Genomic DNA, 17,073 nt, shown 5'->3' with positions numbered 1-17,073 from the left:
ATCGTCATTGGTGCCGGGCTGTCGGGCGCCGTCATGGCTGAACGAATGGCCAGCCAGCTTGGCTGGAAGGTGCTGGTGCTGGAACAGCGCGACCACATCGGGGGCAACTGTTTCGACGAGTATGACAAGCATGGCGTGCTGATCCATCGCTATGGGCCGCACCTCTTCCATACCGACAGCAAGGAAGTGTGGGATTACCTGTCGCAGTTTACCGAGTGGTTGCCTTACGAGCATCGCGTGCTATCGCGCATCGACGGGCAACTGGTGCCTATCCCGTTCAACCTGACCAGCATCGAGCTCTGCTTCCCCGCCGACAAGGCCAGCGCCATGATTGAGGCCCTGCGCACCCGGTTCGGGGATGGCGCCAGAGTGCCGATTCTCGAACTGCGCAAGGAGCAGTCTCCCCTGCTGGGTGAACTGGCGGATTTCATTTATCAGAAGGCGTTCGTCAACTACACGAGCAAACAGTGGGGAGTACCGCCCGAGCAGATCTCCCCCGAGGTGACGGCGCGGGTACCCGTGGTGGTCAGTCGGGATGATCGCTACTTCACCGACCCCTGGCAGGCGGTGCCGGCCGCAGGCTATACCGCCATGTTTGAGCGCATGCTTGCGCATCCGCTGATTGACGTGAAGCTGTCGACCCCAATGGCACTACACGTCAGGCTGGATTGGCAGCAGAAGCGGGTGCTGCTGGATGGCGAGCAATTTGATGGCCCCTTGGTCTATACTGGGATGCTGGATCATCTGCTGTCGGCAGAGGGGAATTACCTGCCATACCGTTCACTGCGTTTTGAGCATCGCCATCTGGCGCAGGAACAATTTCAACCGGTTACCACCGTCAATTATCCAAATGAAGAAGCCTTCACGCGGATCACCGAGTTCAAGCATTTCAGCAGGCAGGTACATCCCGGTACCAGCATCGTTTACGAATATCCCTGTGACTATCAGCCGGACCAGGGGCTAGAGCCTTACTACCCGCTATTTACCAATGCAGCCAAACAGCATTACCAAGCGTGTCGTGATGAGTTGGTCCAGTTCCCGCAATTGATTGCTTTGGGCCGCCTTGCCGAATATCGCTATTTTGATATGGATGATGCGGTTATAAATGCTTTATTGTATTTTGATAAAATGCGGGATATTCGGTTGCCATTAATATCAGTGGTTATGCCCGTCTACAATTGCGAAGAGTTTGTTGGAGAGGCTGTCAATAGTATTCTTTCTCAAACCTTTAGAGATTTCGAATTCATCATCATAGATGATGGGTCAACAGATAATACACACCACATCCTACAAGCTCTTTCCAAACAAGACCAGCGAATAAGACTATATCGTCAGGGCAACAAAGGTCTGGTATATAGTTTGAATAAAGCCATTAAACTTGCACGAGGGACTTTCATCGCTCGAATGGATGCTGATGATATCTCTATAAAAGATAGATTCGAACGGCAAGTTGAATTTATGAAGAGTCATCCTGATGTATATATATTAGGAGGGTGGGCTAAGCTTTTCGGTGAGATAAATGAAGTATGGCACCACAGACAAGATGACAATTTTATAAAAAATTTGCTTATTTTTAGAACATCTGGTTTTCAGCATTCGTCGGTGTTAATTAGAAAGTCTGTGTTTGATAAATATGAATATGAGTCTCAGTGGCCTCATATTGAGGATGCAGCCCTTTGGTGCAAAATAGCGGCCAATGAGAAATGGAAGTTTCACAACCTGAGATGTATTCTTGTTTACTACAGGACACATCACCAACAGGTAAGCGAGATATATAGAGAAGTACAGTCAACAGGCTTCACCAAAATTACGGAGCTATATGTTAATCAGCTTGGTGGAAATATTGGCTCTCTTGCTCTATGGCGTAAAATAATTGAATTATCCTCAATGGATACGTCGGAAGTGGTAGCTGCTGGCTTGATTTTGACTGATATCAGGGCAGAGTTAAAACTACCTGATGAATTTTTTGTAATTGAAGAGCGATGGTTAAAAATTTGCTTGGCAAACAAGGTATCACACCACCTTTATAAAAGCCATGGGCCATGTCGAGATGATTTTGTATTCTTGGCTGAGTCACAACTAGCTTGATGGACATAAAAATGAAGAAAGTAATTGTCTTTGGTGCTGGTGGGTTGTTTAGAGTATTCCTTCCATTTATAAAATCTAGGTATCAACTGGCGGCTATTTCAGACAACGATACAACGCGACATGGACAATTTTTTGATGGGGTTAGGATTGTATCACCTTCGGATATTATATGTTTGGATTTTGAACTTGTCATTGTCGCGAGCATGTATTTTGAAGAGATAAAGGAAAATCTCATTTCTCTTGGTATAAATAATAATGCTATTGTAAATATATATGATGATCTTTTGATTCGTGAAAGTGTTGCTAATTATTTGAATGAGCATGATGAGCTCCTTATAGCCGTAAATAAGATAGCATCTCTTTCATTAACAAAGAAGAGATTGATAGTGATGAACTCTTTAGGGAATGGTGGGGCTGAAAGAGCATTATTAAATTTATGCCGCAGAATTGAAGAGAAAGAAAAAATATTTCTGATTGTCATTGAAGGAGGCGGAGAGTATTTTGATGCGCTTAGCCATATTCTTCCCGTAGTAGAGATCTTTTCATCTATCGAAAACAGGCTGCTATCTCGTTGTTTTTTTATGCATTTTTCCGCCAAGGACATATGTGCTCGATTATTCTGCCAAAATGAATACGATATTGCTATTGCATATATTGAAGGACTCTCTACTTATCTTGTCTCAGGAATAAATAGCAACGATAAAGTCGCTTGTGTACATGCGAACTTATTTTCTCATCATATTAGTGCTCCTTATTACGCATCATTGAAAGCAGAGTATGATGCTTATGCTAATATGGACCGGCTTATCTTTGTATCTAATTCTGTCAAGAATGGGTTTAATGAGAGAATAGGATTGAGGGGCTATGAGTCAAACGTAATAGGAAATATCTTTGATATTGAGGTTATCAATAGTAACGCCAACATTGAGGATGACTCTCAAATATTATATCCATATATCGTTGCTGTTGGGAGACTAGTTGAAGTTAAAGGGTTCGATAGGTTGATTCGTGCCTTCACCAAGATTAAAAAAAATGGCCTGGAAGACCTCAAGCTGGTTATTATAGGGGATGGCCCCCTAAAGTCAGCTCTGGATGACCTGATATATTCATTAGATATGAAAGAGTATATAATTTTATTAGGGAAGTTAGATAATCCTTATCCATATATTAAGTCAGCTCAATGTTTAGTATCGTCCTCTATTAGTGAGGGGCATCCACTTGCCATTGGCGAGGCAATAATTCTTGGCATACCTATTATTGCCACTAATTGTGAAGGCAACTCTGGCATGGTGGCACATGGCAGTTATGCTTGTTTGTGTGATAACAGTGAAAGTGGATTGGTGAGTGCATTAACATATTTTCTTGATTCCCCAATGTATCGAGCTGTATTGCAGTTTAAATCTGCTTGTGGACAAATTATTTTATCGGGTAAAAACGAAGTCAAAAAATGGAATGAGATTATCAATAAATCAGTATGTTAGAGAGATATATAATTCGTCTACTAAATCAATGATATCGGTGAGCGTATGAATATGGTAAATAAAAAAGATGTCCTTGTATTTGGTACAGGAAGTCTCTACAAGCTGAATAAGGAAGAACTGGCAGATAAATTTAATATTATATCCTTCATTGATAACAATCTTCGTTCTGATTCAAATGAGTTGGATGGTCTTCTTATCAGAAGACCGGAAGAGATTATATATCTTAGTTATGATCTAATAATAATCGCTAGCTCCTTTGAAAATGAAATATATGAACAGTTGTTGAACTTACATGTGCCAACTCAAAAAATTGTTTTGCTCAGATCAATAGTTAAGAGTAACCAATCTAAAATAATATCACATTCCGATAGTAGAGGACTGTTCTATAAACCAACAGGTATCAATGGTGACAATCTTGCCATTGTAATTCTATCCTACGGGCGAGTTGATATGACTGTTAGGTTATTGACATCGATCAAAGATAGAATTTCAGACTTTGCTGGAGAAATAATCTTATTTGATAATGGTTCTAAAAAAGATGAAATAATTAAATTGCAGAGCTACTTGGATGATTTCACCATAAATCACAGAATGATATTAAACAATGAGAATTATGGTGTTGCAAAAGGTAGAAACTATGCTCTGCAATATGTTACGAAAGAATGGGTTTTTTTCGTAGATAACGATATTTTCTTTATCGATAATCCGCTCCACTCTATTTGCCAGACTATTATTGACTTTCAAACACCATATATAAATTTACCATTATTAAATGGTGATGGAGATACAATATATTCATTTGGTGGAAATGTCGTGATTAAAGGAGACAATGTCAGTGTTACACCATTCATTCCTGGAGGGTGCCATAGATTAATCGTGGAGAATACCAATGGCTCTGAGATAGTTTTTGGTTCATTTCTATTTGGTGGTTCTGCAATTTACCATGTTAATTCTTTTATTTCTCATGGGATGTTTGATGAAGACATGTTCATTGGATTTGAAGATGTGATATTTTCAATATCTCTATTAAAAAAAGGCGTTAAGGTTGCAAACATATCTGATTTTTATATGGTCCATGATCATGCCAGACCATCAGATGAGGAATACAATAACGTGAGGTACGATTTAAAAACCATAAAAAGTTCAGCTGATGTTGCTTTCTCTAAGTATGGTGTTCGAATGTACTCAGATGATGTTGAAAAATGGCTTTTGAAATGTAAGTAAAGTATTTTATTGATCATGGTAAGGATAAGGTATGTTTATTAATAACTGCGATTTTTTTTCTTTCATAGAAGGCAGGGAAGTGTATCTATCTCCATATAATGATCTTTCATTAAGTTTAAAGGAGAGGATAGCAGAGCAGTATAATTGTATATTTTCTGGTTATATTGATACAAAGAAAGAAGGTTATAATGTTTATCGTTCATCAGTTGTCAGGAAGGATGATGTTGTTATTATAAGTAGTCCGGCATATTGGGACGATATAGCGAGAAGTATTTCGAATGCAAGTGTGTATGTTAATACTAAGCATGGCTTTGTAGAGTATCAAAAATATATACAGGCAATTGAAAGTAAAAAATATAGTGAATTATGCATCAGGTTTATCGATAAAAGTTCAGTGCCATTTTCAAATGAAATATTAAGGCTATTAAAAAATAAATTCTATTCAATCGCAGTTATATCTAACGATATGCCCCTCCCAGAAGGGAATTTCATTCGATGGGAAAACCATAGCATCAATTATAGGGAGTGTTTTTTATCTCTATCTTTAAATTGCATGGTTCATGAGAGGTCATTATGTAACCTGACGGTATTTTTTTCTGAAGAAATAAATGGAATACCGCTCACTTTATCTATCGATGATAATGTATCCTATACTAATATAGTATATTTCGATGGTGCTTATCCTTTTAGACATACGTTAACCGAAAATGAAGATATATATATTGGGCATTCAACCGTGGATGTACCGGTAGCCGCAGAATTGATAGATAAAGATATTTCAATATTAACTAGTGGTCCTTACATTAAATATATAGATTTGATCGACTCATCAAAATACGGTATACCATATAAGTATTTATATCCAAACAAATATTACCATTATAATGATCTTGAGGAGACAGATACCTGGCAATTAGAAGTATATCTTTTTGCTTTAGGACTAATGGTGAAAAATAATTTTTCGAGTATAGCTGACATTGGATGCGGCTCTGCTTATAAACTTATAACTTATTTCAAAAACTATAACACGATAGGTATAGAACTGCCGGAGAATGTTGCCGCCCTTCGCAATAAGTATCCCGATAGAACTTGGTTGGAGACTGACTTCATCCCCAGAAATCAGTTTAGCTGTGATATTATTATTTTTTCTGACGTTATTGAACACCTTCCTGATCCTGATGATGCTCTAGAGTATATAAAGCAACAAAACTTTAAGTATCTAGTTCTATCTACACCAGCGAAAGATTTTCTATATGGGAATAATGATCCATTCTTTTATGGTCCCCCTCGAAATCCAGCACACCAGCGTGAGTGGACCATGAATGAATTTAGTCATTATATAGGCAGTCATTTTAATATTATAGACCATAGACTTTCAAACTATAACCAGTCCACACAAATGATAATATGTGAAAAAAAAGAACTATAATTTCACGTATTCTTCCTGCCAATATAATATATAATTATGGATTTTTATTCCTCACCATGATAAATATTAAAGTTCAAGAAATAAAAAGTGATAGTAATAACTTCAATGAAGGATTCATAACACTATCCTCCTTAATTAATTATTGTGAAATAGGGAGTGATAGTTTTAAACAAAATATAGATAGTATCTTCGATAATCAACTAAATAAATTAATTACTCTGTCAAAAGAAAGTAAATTAGTCGGTTTCAGATTATATCCTGCATCTTATACACACAAACTAATTGAACTAGTCCGTGAATTAAAAGAATATTCGTCGACACATGGTGTTATTGCATTTGTGATTATAGCGAAAGAAGAGTTTCTGAGTAATCCAACATGGTATATTGATAACTTATATGACTGTAACGTCTTTCTGTGCCATGGGAGAGACTTCTCGAAACTAGATTTTTTATCTTCTGTTGTGATACAAGAGCATTATATGTGTTATTCATTTTTCTTACCTAAAAGTATAAGGAAAATTGGAATTTCACATGGTGTTGACGTTGATGTTAATGTTTCTTTATATGAGTTTGGCGGTGCTTATGAGTTTGACACCCTACTTATTGGCTCCAAGAGGCAGAGTGAATTTGAAAGAAAGAAATATTTAAATGTATACACTAAAGAGGTTATGAAGCATACTTCTGATTCGGTAAAATTAATCCCTTTTGGAGTTCCAAAGTTAGATCGATTTATAAATAAAGCTACCAATAATCCAAAAGATATCATATATCATATATCTCACTTGTCTGTAGAGGAGGAATGGGTATTATCCTCTATCGAAAGCACTATTCTTTATATCCTTGATACTTTCCCAAATAATAGACTGGTCTTCAGACCCTATCCTGATGATATATATCATCCGGCACTGCAAAAAATATCGAAACTTCATTCGAACAATAAAAACTTTATATATAGTGTGGCACCTGATTATGTTGATGATTATATAAATGCTGCGGTGATGATAACTCATTATGAGTATCGAGAGCATATATTTATGGCGTCAGGTGGTGTAAATATAATTTACTCTCCTTTCAGTCGGATAAAAAACACTCATACAGACACAAGGGATAAAAAAAGAACTATTATTGCATCTACTACATGTGAATTAAAATCAGGCATTGAGTATGCAATTGCAAACTCAATGAGTTTAACAAAGAGTGAACGGATATTATTTTCTGAAAGTCATGGATATTATAATGTAGGGCGCTCTATATCTACTTTGGCAGAGATTTTGTCAGGTAAAAGTGTGAATATCATTGATAATTACCCTTTAGAAAATATTGATCTGATATCACATAAAATACTCCTAAGATATTTCTCACTGAATAATAAAATACCATTTCATAAATTAATGCTGCTTCTCATAGATAAAAATGATGATGATCATAGATATCTCATTTTCCTTGCAGAGGCCTGCCGCAGAGCGCCTGAATTTGCTGAAGAGTATTGGCAACTTGGGCTATCTGCTGTTTGTGACTTTCTTTATAAGATTAATGACTCTATTGACTGTGATAAGTTAACATATCTGCTTGATATGTGGTGGAATGATGCTGGCGAGGAATTTTTTTCAAGAAGCATAGCTGCTTTTTTGGGAAAGGGTGGCGAAACTTCAGAACAAGTGGAGACTGTATTTTCCTTAATGACGAGTAGGATGAAGCAGTTTAATCCAATAATACATTGCGACTACTCTATTGAAAACGTTGACGATGGCCACAGTCTGAAAAGAGGGCGTGTATGCTTGTTTGGGTCTGGAGAAATTAGTAAAAAATTCATAAAATGGAATCGTGAACATAATAATAATTTTTTGATTGATCATGTTTTTGATTCATCGCCAGAAAGAATCGGGAAGCATATTGACAATCATCAGATCATGTCTACCAATGCTATCGATTTAAATAGTAGTATTGATAGCATAATTATATGTTCATATTACTCCATGCTGGATATATATATTCATTTGCGAAAGGAATGTAATTTTAAGGGGGGGGTATACGTATGGCATAATAACTATTTTAGCGTATATTAATTAGTGCGACTCTTCATTGTCATTGTAGAAAATTCTGTTAAGAAATCCTTGATGAGTATTGTATGATATTCGACACGACTATCTTAAGCGGATATAGGGTTGGTACTGACTCTATATGTAAATTTATAAGTAAACATCCTGATTTATATTGTCCTGGTTATTATGGGACGTCATTTTGTGTCGATAAGTATAATGATAAAAAATATATAGATTATCTTAAGTGTACACATAATGTATTTATCTGGCATGATCATGATGTCAGCCAATTATTAAATGGTAGGAGGCCTATAAGGTACGATAGGCTTCTGCATCCAGTAAGGCATCCATATGATCAAGCTAAGGCATGTTACAACACATCACTACGACAATCTATTATCAAAGATATAAGCCATCCTTGTATTGAGTCCTATATGTCTAATGCAGGAACTTTTGATTTTAATCATTCATTAAAATATTCTAGGTACTATGATTTATTTAATGACGTTAAGATTGTTGAATTCTCTAGGTTATCAAAAAATTTTTTTATGGAAACAATGAATGATGTTTTGTCTTGGATCGGTGTAGAGAAAATAAAAACAAAAGTAGAGTTTGAGCATGATTATAGGGATATAGACTTTTTTATCGAGAATATGCCACTGGTTATAAAGGAAGGAGTCGATGGACTTTCCCTATATTTGGTGAGGAAAAATAACCCTATACCACAAGGTGCATATCTTTTAGGAGAGGTTATCGGTTGTAAATTTGGTGATCTACATGTTTATATTACAGTTGAAGAAATGTATTCAAAAAGAGGTGTTGTAAAAATAATAGGAATTGAAAAAATCAAAGGTATAATTGAAAGTAAGATTGATGAATGGTCATTACTAGTTTTACTTAAATTTGATGTTTATAACGAAAATAAGCTTCATTACCTACCCGATTCGATCATACAAAGTTTAAATATAATTTGTCGATCTGATTATCAGAATGTTATTAAAAAATACCCTGAAATAGAAACCATATGGGGTGATGAATGGAGGTGATCGTAAATAATGACTTCTTGGCTGTTTTTAATAGTTGTTATAACCAAGAACATAATGATGAAATATTCTCTACCATAATAAAAATGTTTAACGAAATTCTTAATAAAATCCATTCATCAAATGGTGCTCCTATTTATATGTTTGGTATGGGGCGAGGAGGGTATTCACTAATAACATCAGGGATATTTAACGGTTTGTTGTCCGGCATCATTGATAATGACGCTAGGAAGTGGGGTAAGGAAATAAATGGTATTTTAATTTTACCTCCAGATATTCTGATAGAACATCCTGAATCGATAGTTTTTGTTATTAGTGAATGGTCTCATGAAATAGAGTTACAGCTATCAAAAATTGGAGTATCAAATACTATCAATATAATGGCTCTATATTCTGCTTACAAAAAGGCATTGGAGAATATGCCAGTATAGATGTCATTCTATGCATATCCATTATATGTCCTGCATACATGGTTCAGTACAGAACGATAGTTTTTACATTCTAAAATATAGATTAGTATTTAATATTTGGTGACTATAGCATGGTAATATGGATTACTGGATTATCTGGTGCTGGAAAAACAACTGTGGGAAAGTATCTGGTAAAGAAATTGAGAGCAGAAGGGAAATGTATTGTCCACTTGGATGGTGATGAACTAAGGTGCGCTCTTTTTTCAGATATTACTGACGATCCCCACTCACCAATTAATAGATTGAGAATAGCTTATAAGTACTCTGCTCTTTGTGACATGCTGTCTAAGCAAGGTTTAATAGTTGTAATATCTACGATATCACTATTTCACGAAATACATAAATGGAATAGAGATAATATACTGGGGTACTATGAAGTATATTTAGATGTTCCTTTGAATGTTCTTTCATCTAGGAATCAAAAAGGCCTCTACAAAGACTATGCTGCTGGTCATATAGATAATATATGTGGACTTGATATCCAAAGTGAATATCCAAAGCATCCAGATTTAAAAATAAATTACTCAGAAGAAATTGATGCAGAAGAAAATGCTGAATATATATACAATAAATTAAAGGGAGTGATAAATGAATGTAAATAAAGGTGATTTTACTGGTCTGGCTGAACGATATTCAAAAAATCGACCGGATTATAGTGCTTCTGTATTAAGGGCCCTGCTGTCTCTTGTTGATAAGCCTGTGCATGAGATCGATTTTGTTGATGTTGGTGCTGGCACTGGAATTTGGACTCGAATGGTCAGGGAGGCTGGCGTTAAGAGTGTTATTGCTGTTGAGCCTAATGACGACATGAGAAGATTTGGTATCTCAGATACATCCAATAATACTAAATTTCCTGATGTGATATGGAGGCCTGGCTCTGGTGAAAATACGGGGTTATTATCCGAAAGTTGTGACTTGATTTCTATGGCCTCATCATTTCATTGGGCTGATTTTGATCAGGCGACGCAAGAATTTCATCGAATCTTAAAAGACAATGGTCGATTTGTTGCATTATGGAATCCTCGCCTGATAGAAACCAACCCACTTTTAGTGGAAATAGAGAACCATTTAACTTTCTTAAAAAGTGATATAAATAGAGTATCATCTGGACGATCAGGTATTACTGATGTTTTAACGGAAAAATTAAACGACAGCCCATACTTTGATGATGTGATATACATAGAAGGTCGTCACTCTGTATACATGACACCAGAGCGTTATTTGGGGGCATGGCATTCAGTTAATGATCTTCAGGCTCAACTTGGTCGCAAGCTGTTTGATGACTTTATTAATTTTGTTGAGTCCAAGATTAAAGGACTGAATTTTATTGAAGCTGAGTACTTAACAAGAGCCTGGTCTGCCAGAAAAGCCATCTAAATCATTATCATTAATAAAAACTTACATGGCTTAATTAAAATAAAATCAGTGGCCACTGTTTAGATGCGGTGGCTTTTTATTATATATGGTGACTAATGATGCTTAAATTTGGTACTAAAGCGGAAACACTGGCTGCCTTAAATGGGGTCAGGCTAAGTGCGAGCATTCCATTTTCTATATATTTTTCTTATGGAGAATGGATTGAGGATCACCATGCTATCATAAGGTCAGTACACGATAATATTCCTGGTCGATTAATTGTAAGATCTAGTTGTTTGGCAGAAGATAACCATTTTCATTCTAATGCGGGGGCATTTCTCTCTGTTGCGAATGTCGAAATTGACTGTTTGGCATCAGCTGTCTCTCAAGTCTTTTCATCGTATGGCGATCACCCTGACGATAATGAACAGGTGTTAATACAGCCAATGCTGGAGCATGTTGTCTTGTCCGGCGTCGCGTTTAGCCACGATCCAAGTACTTGCTCTCCTTATAGAGTGATTAATTGGCATGAAGGTAATGATACTGCTTTTATCACATCAGGATGTGGAGGGAGAATATGGGTCTCATCCAGCCATGTTTCTGCAAATAAAATTGAAAATCCTTATATATCACAAGTTATAAAATTGATTGATGAGCTTTTGATATATTTTGGAGGGATGCCTGTCGATTGTGAGTTTGCTTTTACAAAATCAGGCGACCGTTTGACTCTGTGGTTATTACAAGCCAGACCCCTCATATTGAAAGCTCAGCCTGACTCGGATAAAGAGCATCATAATAAATTAAGACAGATTGTAGATAAAGTGGAATTGGGCATGTGTGAACACCCATTTCTGATGGGAAAGAGGACGGTTTACGGTGTGATGCCTGATTGGAATCCTGCCGAAATAATTGGGTTAAGACCAAAGCCACTGGCTTTATCACTATATCGTGAACTTATAACAGATAGCACATGGGCCTATCAACGAAATAACTACGGCTATCGTAACCTTAGAAGTTTTCCTTTGATGCTACATTTTTATGGCATGCCATATATTGATGTTCGCATATCATTCAACTCATTCATTCCTGCCAACTTGCCAGATAATGTTGCCGGAAAATTGGTCGATGCATATATAGACAGACTACTTGAGAAACCTTATTTACATGATAAGGTAGAATTTGAGATAGTCTACTCATGCTATACACTTGACCTTCATGAGCGACTGCAGTCATTGAAAAATGAAGGTTTCTCTGAGCGTGAGATAGCAAGCATTACTGAGCATCTCAAAGAACTGACCAACAAGATTATTGATCCGGAGTTGGGGCTTTGGAAAGAGGATGCAAGCAAGCTTGATATTCTTAAAGAGAGAAGAGAAATACTTCTGCAATCAAGCATTGGTACATTAGATACCATTTACTGGTTGATTGAAGATACCAAGCGTTATGGAACTCTACCTTTTGCGGGATTGGCACGTGCCGGTTTTATTGCTGTACAATTTCTAAAGTCTCTGGTTAGAGTCGGCGTGTTTACTCAACATGATTATGATGCTTTCATGAATAGCTTGACTACAGTTAGTGGTCAGTTATCCCATGATAGAGCCATTTTAAGCAAGGAGCTTTTTTTAAATAAATATGGGCACTTACGCCCTGGAACATATGATATAGAATCCCCCCGTTATGATGAGGCCCCAGATTTGTATTTTGATTGGAGCACTTCCTCATCAAGTTCGACAGCAATAAATCCTCCTTTTTCGCTGACCATTAATCAAATGAAGTCAATCTCTGCGTTGCTTAAAGAGCATGGATTAAAGTCGGATGTGGTGGGCTTGTTTGAATTTTTGGAGTCAGGGATTGAGCTAAGAGAATGGTCTAAGTTTGAGTTCACACGGAATTTGTCAGATATAATTGCATTAGTCGGTTCTTACGGTGAGTCTTTAGGCTTTAGTCAAGATGAAATGTCATATTGTGATATTGCTGTCTTCAAGGAGTTACAAGTCGGAGCTATCAATCCAGTCGATTCTATTCGACGCTCGATTGATGTAGGAATGAGTAGATATAAAGATAGTTTGAAAATAATTCTGCCTCCCGTAATTACATCACCGGATGATGTTTGGGGATTTGAATTGTCCGAAGCAAATCCAAATTTTATCACCCAAGGGATTACGACTGGACATGTGGTAACTGACTCCAATAAAGATAACTTCAGTGGAGCGATTATATTTATTCAGAGTGCAGACCCTGGCTATGACTGGATATTTTCATATCCAATAGCAGGCTTGGTGACCGCCTGGGGGGGGGCAAACTCTCATATGGCTATTCGTGCTGGTGAACTGGGTATTCCTGCAGTGATTGGTGCAGGTGAGGTTCTTTTCAAAAAATGGTCATCATTCAGCAGAATAAAAATCAATTGTGCTGCTAAGAAAGTCGATATATTGAGTTGAACCAGATATGTTCAAAGTGATAGTTACTCAGCGCGTGGACCATCTCAAGGAACGGAATGAGAGTCGTGACGCCTTGGATGAGAATCTTTGTCGATGGGTTATAGCTGCTGGCGGTCTACCTTTTCCAGTGTCTAATGTATTGGATGATGTATTGCTGTTTGAATATCTTCATCATATAGATCCTGATGCGGTCATTCTCTCTGGCGGGAATGATATTGGTGATTTTCAGTGTAGGGATAATACGGAGGCCCAGATACTGAACTGGGCTCACTCACATAAAGTACCTACCTTGGGTATTTGTCGTGGAATGCAAATGCTGATCACTTGGTCTGGGGGTACATTGAATGAGGTGGCCGGGCATGTAGGGCAAAGACATAATATACATGGTGATATCTCTGCCAGCGTTAATAGTTTCCATCGTTACGGTGCATTATCTGTTCCCGAAGAGTTCACTGTTATAGCAAGATCTGCAGAAGGCTGTATTGAGGCGATTGCACATAGAGATTGGCCGTGTGAAGGGTGGATGTGGCATCCAGAGAGAGATTTACCTTTTAGTCCATTATGGCTTGATAGATTTTATAAAATGGTGACGAGAGGATAATATGACAAGAGCGATTATTTTGGCAGCAGGGCGAGGCAGCCGAATGAAAGAAATAACAGCAGAGAAACCAAAATGCCTTACCATGTTGTATGGCAGACCTCTTCTAGAACATCAACTTTCAGCCTTAAGAGCGGCCGGCATTACAAATATCGCAGTTGTAACAGGTTATATGAGAGAGACTCTCACATCCTATGATTTAGTAGAGTTTCATAATTCAAGATGGGCTGAAACCAACATGGTTGTCTCGCTATGCTGCGCTCGAGAGTGGCTTATGGATGAAGAGTGTATTGTTTCATACTCCGATATATTTTATAGCCCAGAGGCTGTAACTAGCTTGCTTAATACTAATGATGATATTGCTATTACTTATGATCCAAACTGGTTGAATTTATGGCGCCAGCGTTTTTCTGACCCCTTATCTGATGCCGAGAGCTTTAAACTAGATGAGGAGAGCTATCTCCTCGAAATAGGAAATAAAACTACAGATACTGCTTTGATTCAGGGGCAGTATATGGGGCTATTGAAGTTTTCCCCAGTAGGTTGGAGGCGTGTAGAGGAATATCGTGAACAGCTACCTGTTGTAATGCAAGATAATATGCATATGACTGGAACTTTAAATTCAATTATTCAAAAAAATGATATAAAGATTAAAGCTATTCCTTATGAAGGCGAGTGGGGGGAATTTGATTCGCCAGAGGACTTAGCGTGTTATGAACAATCATGAGTTACCATCGGGTAACTCATGATTATCAGAAATTTTTTGTCTGATGGATGACCTCTATCAGAGCTTCTTCTTGTTCCAATAAGGTAGGGTACAGCGGTAAAGTAATCAGTTGCTCGTAGAAGCATGCAGCCTCCCCATAATCACCTGTATGATAAGGATGATTCCCTATCGGGATGTAGTGCACATTTACGCCTATACCATGTGCTCTGAGCTTTTCGAACTGTGTTTTACGATATTTCGCTGGAACTTTGATAACAAACAGATGCCAAGCTGAGAGTCGATTATTACGGTCTGATAGAACTTCCAAGCCAAGACGTGGTAATTCGGCCTGATAACGCGCTGCAATTTTCCGTCGTTTAACCAAGAACTCCTCGAGCCGAGCCATCTGGCTCAATCCCAGTGCTGCCTGAATATCTGTCATGCGGTAGTTGAAGCCCAGCATTTGTTGCTCGTAGTACCAGGGGCCGTCCGGCTCATTGATGAAGTCTTCCGGATCCCGGGTGATGCCGTGACTGCGCAACATACTCATGGTTTTGGCGAGCGCAGGGTCGTTGGTCATCGCCATGCCGCCTTCGCCGGTGGTGATGATCTTCACCGGGTGGAAGCTGAAGACGGTGATGTCACTGTAGCGGCCGTTGCCGGTTGGTTCACCCTGATAGCGAGCGCCGAGAGCATGACAGGCATCCTCGATGATCCGAAAGCCGTACTTTTGTCCCAGGCGATGGATCTCCTGCATGTCGCAGGGCAGGCCTGCGAAGTGTACCGGGATGACCACCTTGGGCAGACATCCTTGCGCCTTGGCGGCTACCAGCTTGCGCTCCAGCTCCATGGCGCACATGTTGCCGGTATCGGGTTCGATGTCGACGAAGTCGACCTGGGCTCCGCAATAGAGAGCGCAGTTGGCCGAGGCGACAAAGCTGATGGGGGAGGTCCAGACCCAGTCACCCGGGCCGACACCCAGTGCCAGACAGGCGATATGCAGAGCGGCCGTACCTGAGTTGACTGCGACCCCGAAGCGGGCACCGCAGTAATCCGCCACTGCCTGCTCGAAGCGCGGCACTACGGGCCCCTGGGTCAGAAAATCGGACCTCAATACTTCGACCACGGCTTCGATATCCGCTTCGCTGATCGACTGTCTGCCGTACGGGATCATTCCATTACCACCTTGCTGTTCAATGCTTTCAGCTGTTCAACCGTCAGGAAATCATCGTTGTCGCGGGAGTTGTACTCGAATCCCTGGGCCACCATGGTTCCCTTTTCACCTGAGGCGGTGACGGAAAAGTCATTGTTGCGATTGTTGAAGTTGATGGTCGGTCCGATGATGAAGAAGTCATCGAACTCGAAGGTGTGGTAGGAGTCGTCACACGGGCACATCACTTCATGCAGTTTCTCACCCGGGCGGATGCCGATGATCTCCTGGTCCAGCTGAGGGGCCATGGCGGTAGCCAGGTCGGTGATCCGCACCGAGGGCAGCTTGGGCACAAAAATCTCACCCCCCTTCATGCGCGGGAAGTTGTTCATCACGAAGTCCACCCCCTGCTGCAGGGTGATCCAGAAACGGGTCATCTCGGCGTGGGTGATGGGCAGTGTAGTGGCGCCCTGATCGATCCGTTTCTGGAAGAAAGGCACCACAGAACCGCGCGATCCCACCACGTTGCCGTAGCGCACCACCGCAAAACGGGTTGGATCCTGGCCGGCGATGTTGTTGGCGGCGACGAACAGTTTGTCGGAGGCCAGCTTGGTAGCGCCGTACAGGTTGATGGGGTTGGCGGCCTTGTCGGTGGAGAGGGCGATTACCTTCTTGACCTGATTGACCAGGGCGGCCTGGATGACGTTCTCGGCCCCGTGGATATTGGTCTTGATGCACTCCATGGGGTTGTATTCGGCAGCCGGCACCTGCTTGAGGGCCGCCGCGTGCACCACATAGTCCACCCCGCGCATCGCCATGGTGAGCCGGTTGGCGTCCCGCACGTCGCCGATGAAATAGCGCATGCAGGGGGCGTTGAAGACCTGTTGCATCTCGAACTGTTTCAGCTCGTCGCGGGAGTAGATGATCAGCCGTTTCGGCTTGTAGCGTTCCAGCACTGTCTTGACCAACATCTTGCCAAACGAGCCAGTGCCGCCGGTAATCAATAGGGTTTTATTGTCGAACATGACGGATTCTCGCTAGTGAT

General features: G+C 39.8%; 14 protein-coding genes and 1 pseudogene. 13 read left to right on the top strand and 2 right to left on the bottom strand.

The features are described 5' to 3' along the window. Positions 1-33: 33 nt before the first annotated feature. The 13 genes and pseudogenes from glf to C2U40_RS21775 all read left to right on the top strand — a co-directional run. Positions 34-1,128, top strand: a pseudogene (glf, locus tag C2U40_RS26935) (UDP-galactopyranose mutase); the annotation flags it as partial. Beyond that, positions 1,129-2,088 (top strand): glycosyltransferase family 2 protein, encoded by a 960-nt coding sequence (locus tag C2U40_RS26930; protein WP_307772647.1) that lies wholly within the window; start codon positions 1,129-1,131, stop codon positions 2,086-2,088. Positions 2,089-2,099: 11 nt separating this feature from the next. Continuing rightward, positions 2,100-3,569, top strand: a complete 1,470-nt coding sequence (locus C2U40_RS21810; protein WP_158656459.1) for a glycosyltransferase — start codon at positions 2,100-2,102, stop codon at positions 3,567-3,569. A gap of 45 nt (positions 3,570-3,614) precedes the next feature. Then, on the top strand, positions 3,615-4,793 hold the full coding sequence (locus C2U40_RS21805) for a glycosyltransferase family 2 protein (protein ID WP_103827630.1): 1,179 nt from the start codon (positions 3,615-3,617) through the stop codon (positions 4,791-4,793). A 31-nt stretch (positions 4,794-4,824) separates the two neighbouring features. After that, the gene (locus tag C2U40_RS21800) at positions 4,825-6,222 is read left to right on the top strand and encodes a class I SAM-dependent methyltransferase (protein WP_103827629.1); all 1,398 of its coding nucleotides are present in this window, start codon (positions 4,825-4,827) and stop codon (positions 6,220-6,222) included. A 56-nt stretch (positions 6,223-6,278) separates the two neighbouring features. Beyond that, positions 6,279-8,288 carry a hypothetical protein gene (locus C2U40_RS26295; protein ID WP_146054391.1) on the top strand — a complete coding sequence of 670 codons (2,010 nt, stop codon included), beginning with the start codon at positions 6,279-6,281 and terminating at the stop codon, positions 8,286-8,288. Between the two features lie 410 nt (positions 8,289-8,698). Beyond that, positions 8,699-9,310, top strand: a complete 612-nt coding sequence (locus C2U40_RS26290; protein WP_146054390.1) for a hypothetical protein — start codon at positions 8,699-8,701, stop codon at positions 9,308-9,310. Continuing rightward, on the top strand, positions 9,301-9,738 hold the full coding sequence (locus C2U40_RS26285) for a hypothetical protein (protein WP_146054389.1): 438 nt from the start codon (positions 9,301-9,303) through the stop codon (positions 9,736-9,738). The genes C2U40_RS26290 and C2U40_RS26285 overlap by 10 nt, the downstream gene beginning before the upstream one ends. Before the next feature lie 110 nt (positions 9,739-9,848). After that, on the top strand, positions 9,849-10,379 hold the full coding sequence (locus C2U40_RS21795; RefSeq protein WP_103827628.1) for an adenylyl-sulfate kinase: 531 nt from the start codon (positions 9,849-9,851) through the stop codon (positions 10,377-10,379). Beyond that, positions 10,366-11,154 (top strand): class I SAM-dependent methyltransferase, encoded by a 789-nt coding sequence (locus C2U40_RS21790; protein ID WP_103827627.1) that lies wholly within the window; start codon positions 10,366-10,368, stop codon positions 11,152-11,154. The genes C2U40_RS21795 and C2U40_RS21790 overlap by 14 nt, the downstream gene beginning before the upstream one ends. 95 nt (positions 11,155-11,249) lie before the next feature. After that, on the top strand, positions 11,250-13,574 hold the full coding sequence (locus C2U40_RS21785; RefSeq protein WP_103827626.1) for a PEP-utilizing enzyme: 2,325 nt from the start codon (positions 11,250-11,252) through the stop codon (positions 13,572-13,574). A 7-nt stretch (positions 13,575-13,581) separates the two neighbouring features. Next, positions 13,582-14,175 carry a gamma-glutamyl-gamma-aminobutyrate hydrolase family protein gene (locus C2U40_RS21780; protein ID WP_103827625.1) on the top strand — a complete coding sequence of 198 codons (594 nt, stop codon included), beginning with the start codon at positions 13,582-13,584 and terminating at the stop codon, positions 14,173-14,175. Between the two features lies 1 nt (position 14,176). Beyond that, the gene (locus tag C2U40_RS21775; RefSeq protein WP_103827624.1) at positions 14,177-14,899 is read left to right on the top strand and encodes a phosphocholine cytidylyltransferase family protein; all 723 of its coding nucleotides are present in this window, start codon (positions 14,177-14,179) and stop codon (positions 14,897-14,899) included. A gap of 25 nt (positions 14,900-14,924) precedes the next feature. On the opposite strand, the gene pseC is transcribed toward C2U40_RS21775, so the two are convergent. Further along, on the bottom strand, positions 14,925-16,052 hold the full coding sequence (pseC, locus tag C2U40_RS21770; RefSeq protein WP_103827623.1) for a UDP-4-amino-4,6-dideoxy-N-acetyl-beta-L-altrosamine transaminase: 1,128 nt from the start codon (positions 16,050-16,052) through the stop codon (positions 14,925-14,927). Then, a complete protein-coding gene (gene pseB, locus C2U40_RS21765) occupies positions 16,049-17,053 on the bottom strand; it encodes a UDP-N-acetylglucosamine 4,6-dehydratase (inverting) (RefSeq protein ID WP_039213020.1) in 1,005 nt (334 codons plus the stop codon). The genes pseC and pseB overlap by 4 nt, the downstream gene beginning before the upstream one ends. Positions 17,054-17,073 lie beyond the last annotated feature (20 nt).

The organism is Aeromonas sp. ASNIH4, from assembly GCF_002934425.1.
Lineage (GTDB): Bacteria > Pseudomonadota > Gammaproteobacteria > Enterobacterales > Aeromonadaceae > Aeromonas > Aeromonas hydrophila.
The sequence above is the reverse complement of the archived record's forward strand: the minus strand, read 5'-3'. Positions and strand labels throughout refer to the sequence as shown.

What these genes read in the sequence shown, in the direction of transcription:
- C2U40_RS26930 (WP_307772647.1), top strand. Translation starts at nt 1,129, where the DNA reads ATGCGGGATATTCGGTTGCCATTAATATCAGTGGTTATGCCCGTCTAC.
- C2U40_RS21810 (WP_158656459.1), top strand. Translation starts at nt 2,100, where the DNA reads ATGAAGAAAGTAATTGTCTTTGGTGCTGGTGGGTTGTTTAGAGTATTC.
- C2U40_RS21805 (WP_103827630.1), top strand. Translation starts at nt 3,615, where the DNA reads ATGAATATGGTAAATAAAAAAGATGTCCTTGTATTTGGTACAGGAAGT.
- C2U40_RS21800 (WP_103827629.1), top strand. Translation starts at nt 4,825, where the DNA reads ATGTTTATTAATAACTGCGATTTTTTTTCTTTCATAGAAGGCAGGGAA.
- C2U40_RS26295 (WP_146054391.1), top strand. Translation starts at nt 6,279, where the DNA reads ATGATAAATATTAAAGTTCAAGAAATAAAAAGTGATAGTAATAACTTC.
- C2U40_RS26290 (WP_146054390.1), top strand. Translation starts at nt 8,699, where the DNA reads ATGTCTAATGCAGGAACTTTTGATTTTAATCATTCATTAAAATATTCT.
- C2U40_RS26285 (WP_146054389.1), top strand. Translation starts at nt 9,301, where the DNA reads ATGGAGGTGATCGTAAATAATGACTTCTTGGCTGTTTTTAATAGTTGT.
- C2U40_RS21795 (WP_103827628.1), top strand. Translation starts at nt 9,849, where the DNA reads ATGGTAATATGGATTACTGGATTATCTGGTGCTGGAAAAACAACTGTG.
- C2U40_RS21790 (WP_103827627.1), top strand. Translation starts at nt 10,366, where the DNA reads ATGAATGTAAATAAAGGTGATTTTACTGGTCTGGCTGAACGATATTCA.
- C2U40_RS21785 (WP_103827626.1), top strand. Translation starts at nt 11,250, where the DNA reads ATGATGCTTAAATTTGGTACTAAAGCGGAAACACTGGCTGCCTTAAAT.
- C2U40_RS21780 (WP_103827625.1), top strand. Translation starts at nt 13,582, where the DNA reads ATGTTCAAAGTGATAGTTACTCAGCGCGTGGACCATCTCAAGGAACGG.
- C2U40_RS21775 (WP_103827624.1), top strand. Translation starts at nt 14,177, where the DNA reads ATGACAAGAGCGATTATTTTGGCAGCAGGGCGAGGCAGCCGAATGAAA.
- pseC (WP_103827623.1), bottom strand. Translation starts at nt 16,052, where the DNA reads ATGATCCCGTACGGCAGACAGTCGATCAGCGAAGCGGATATCGAAGCC.
- pseB (WP_039213020.1), bottom strand. Translation starts at nt 17,053, where the DNA reads ATGTTCGACAATAAAACCCTATTGATTACCGGCGGCACTGGCTCGTTT.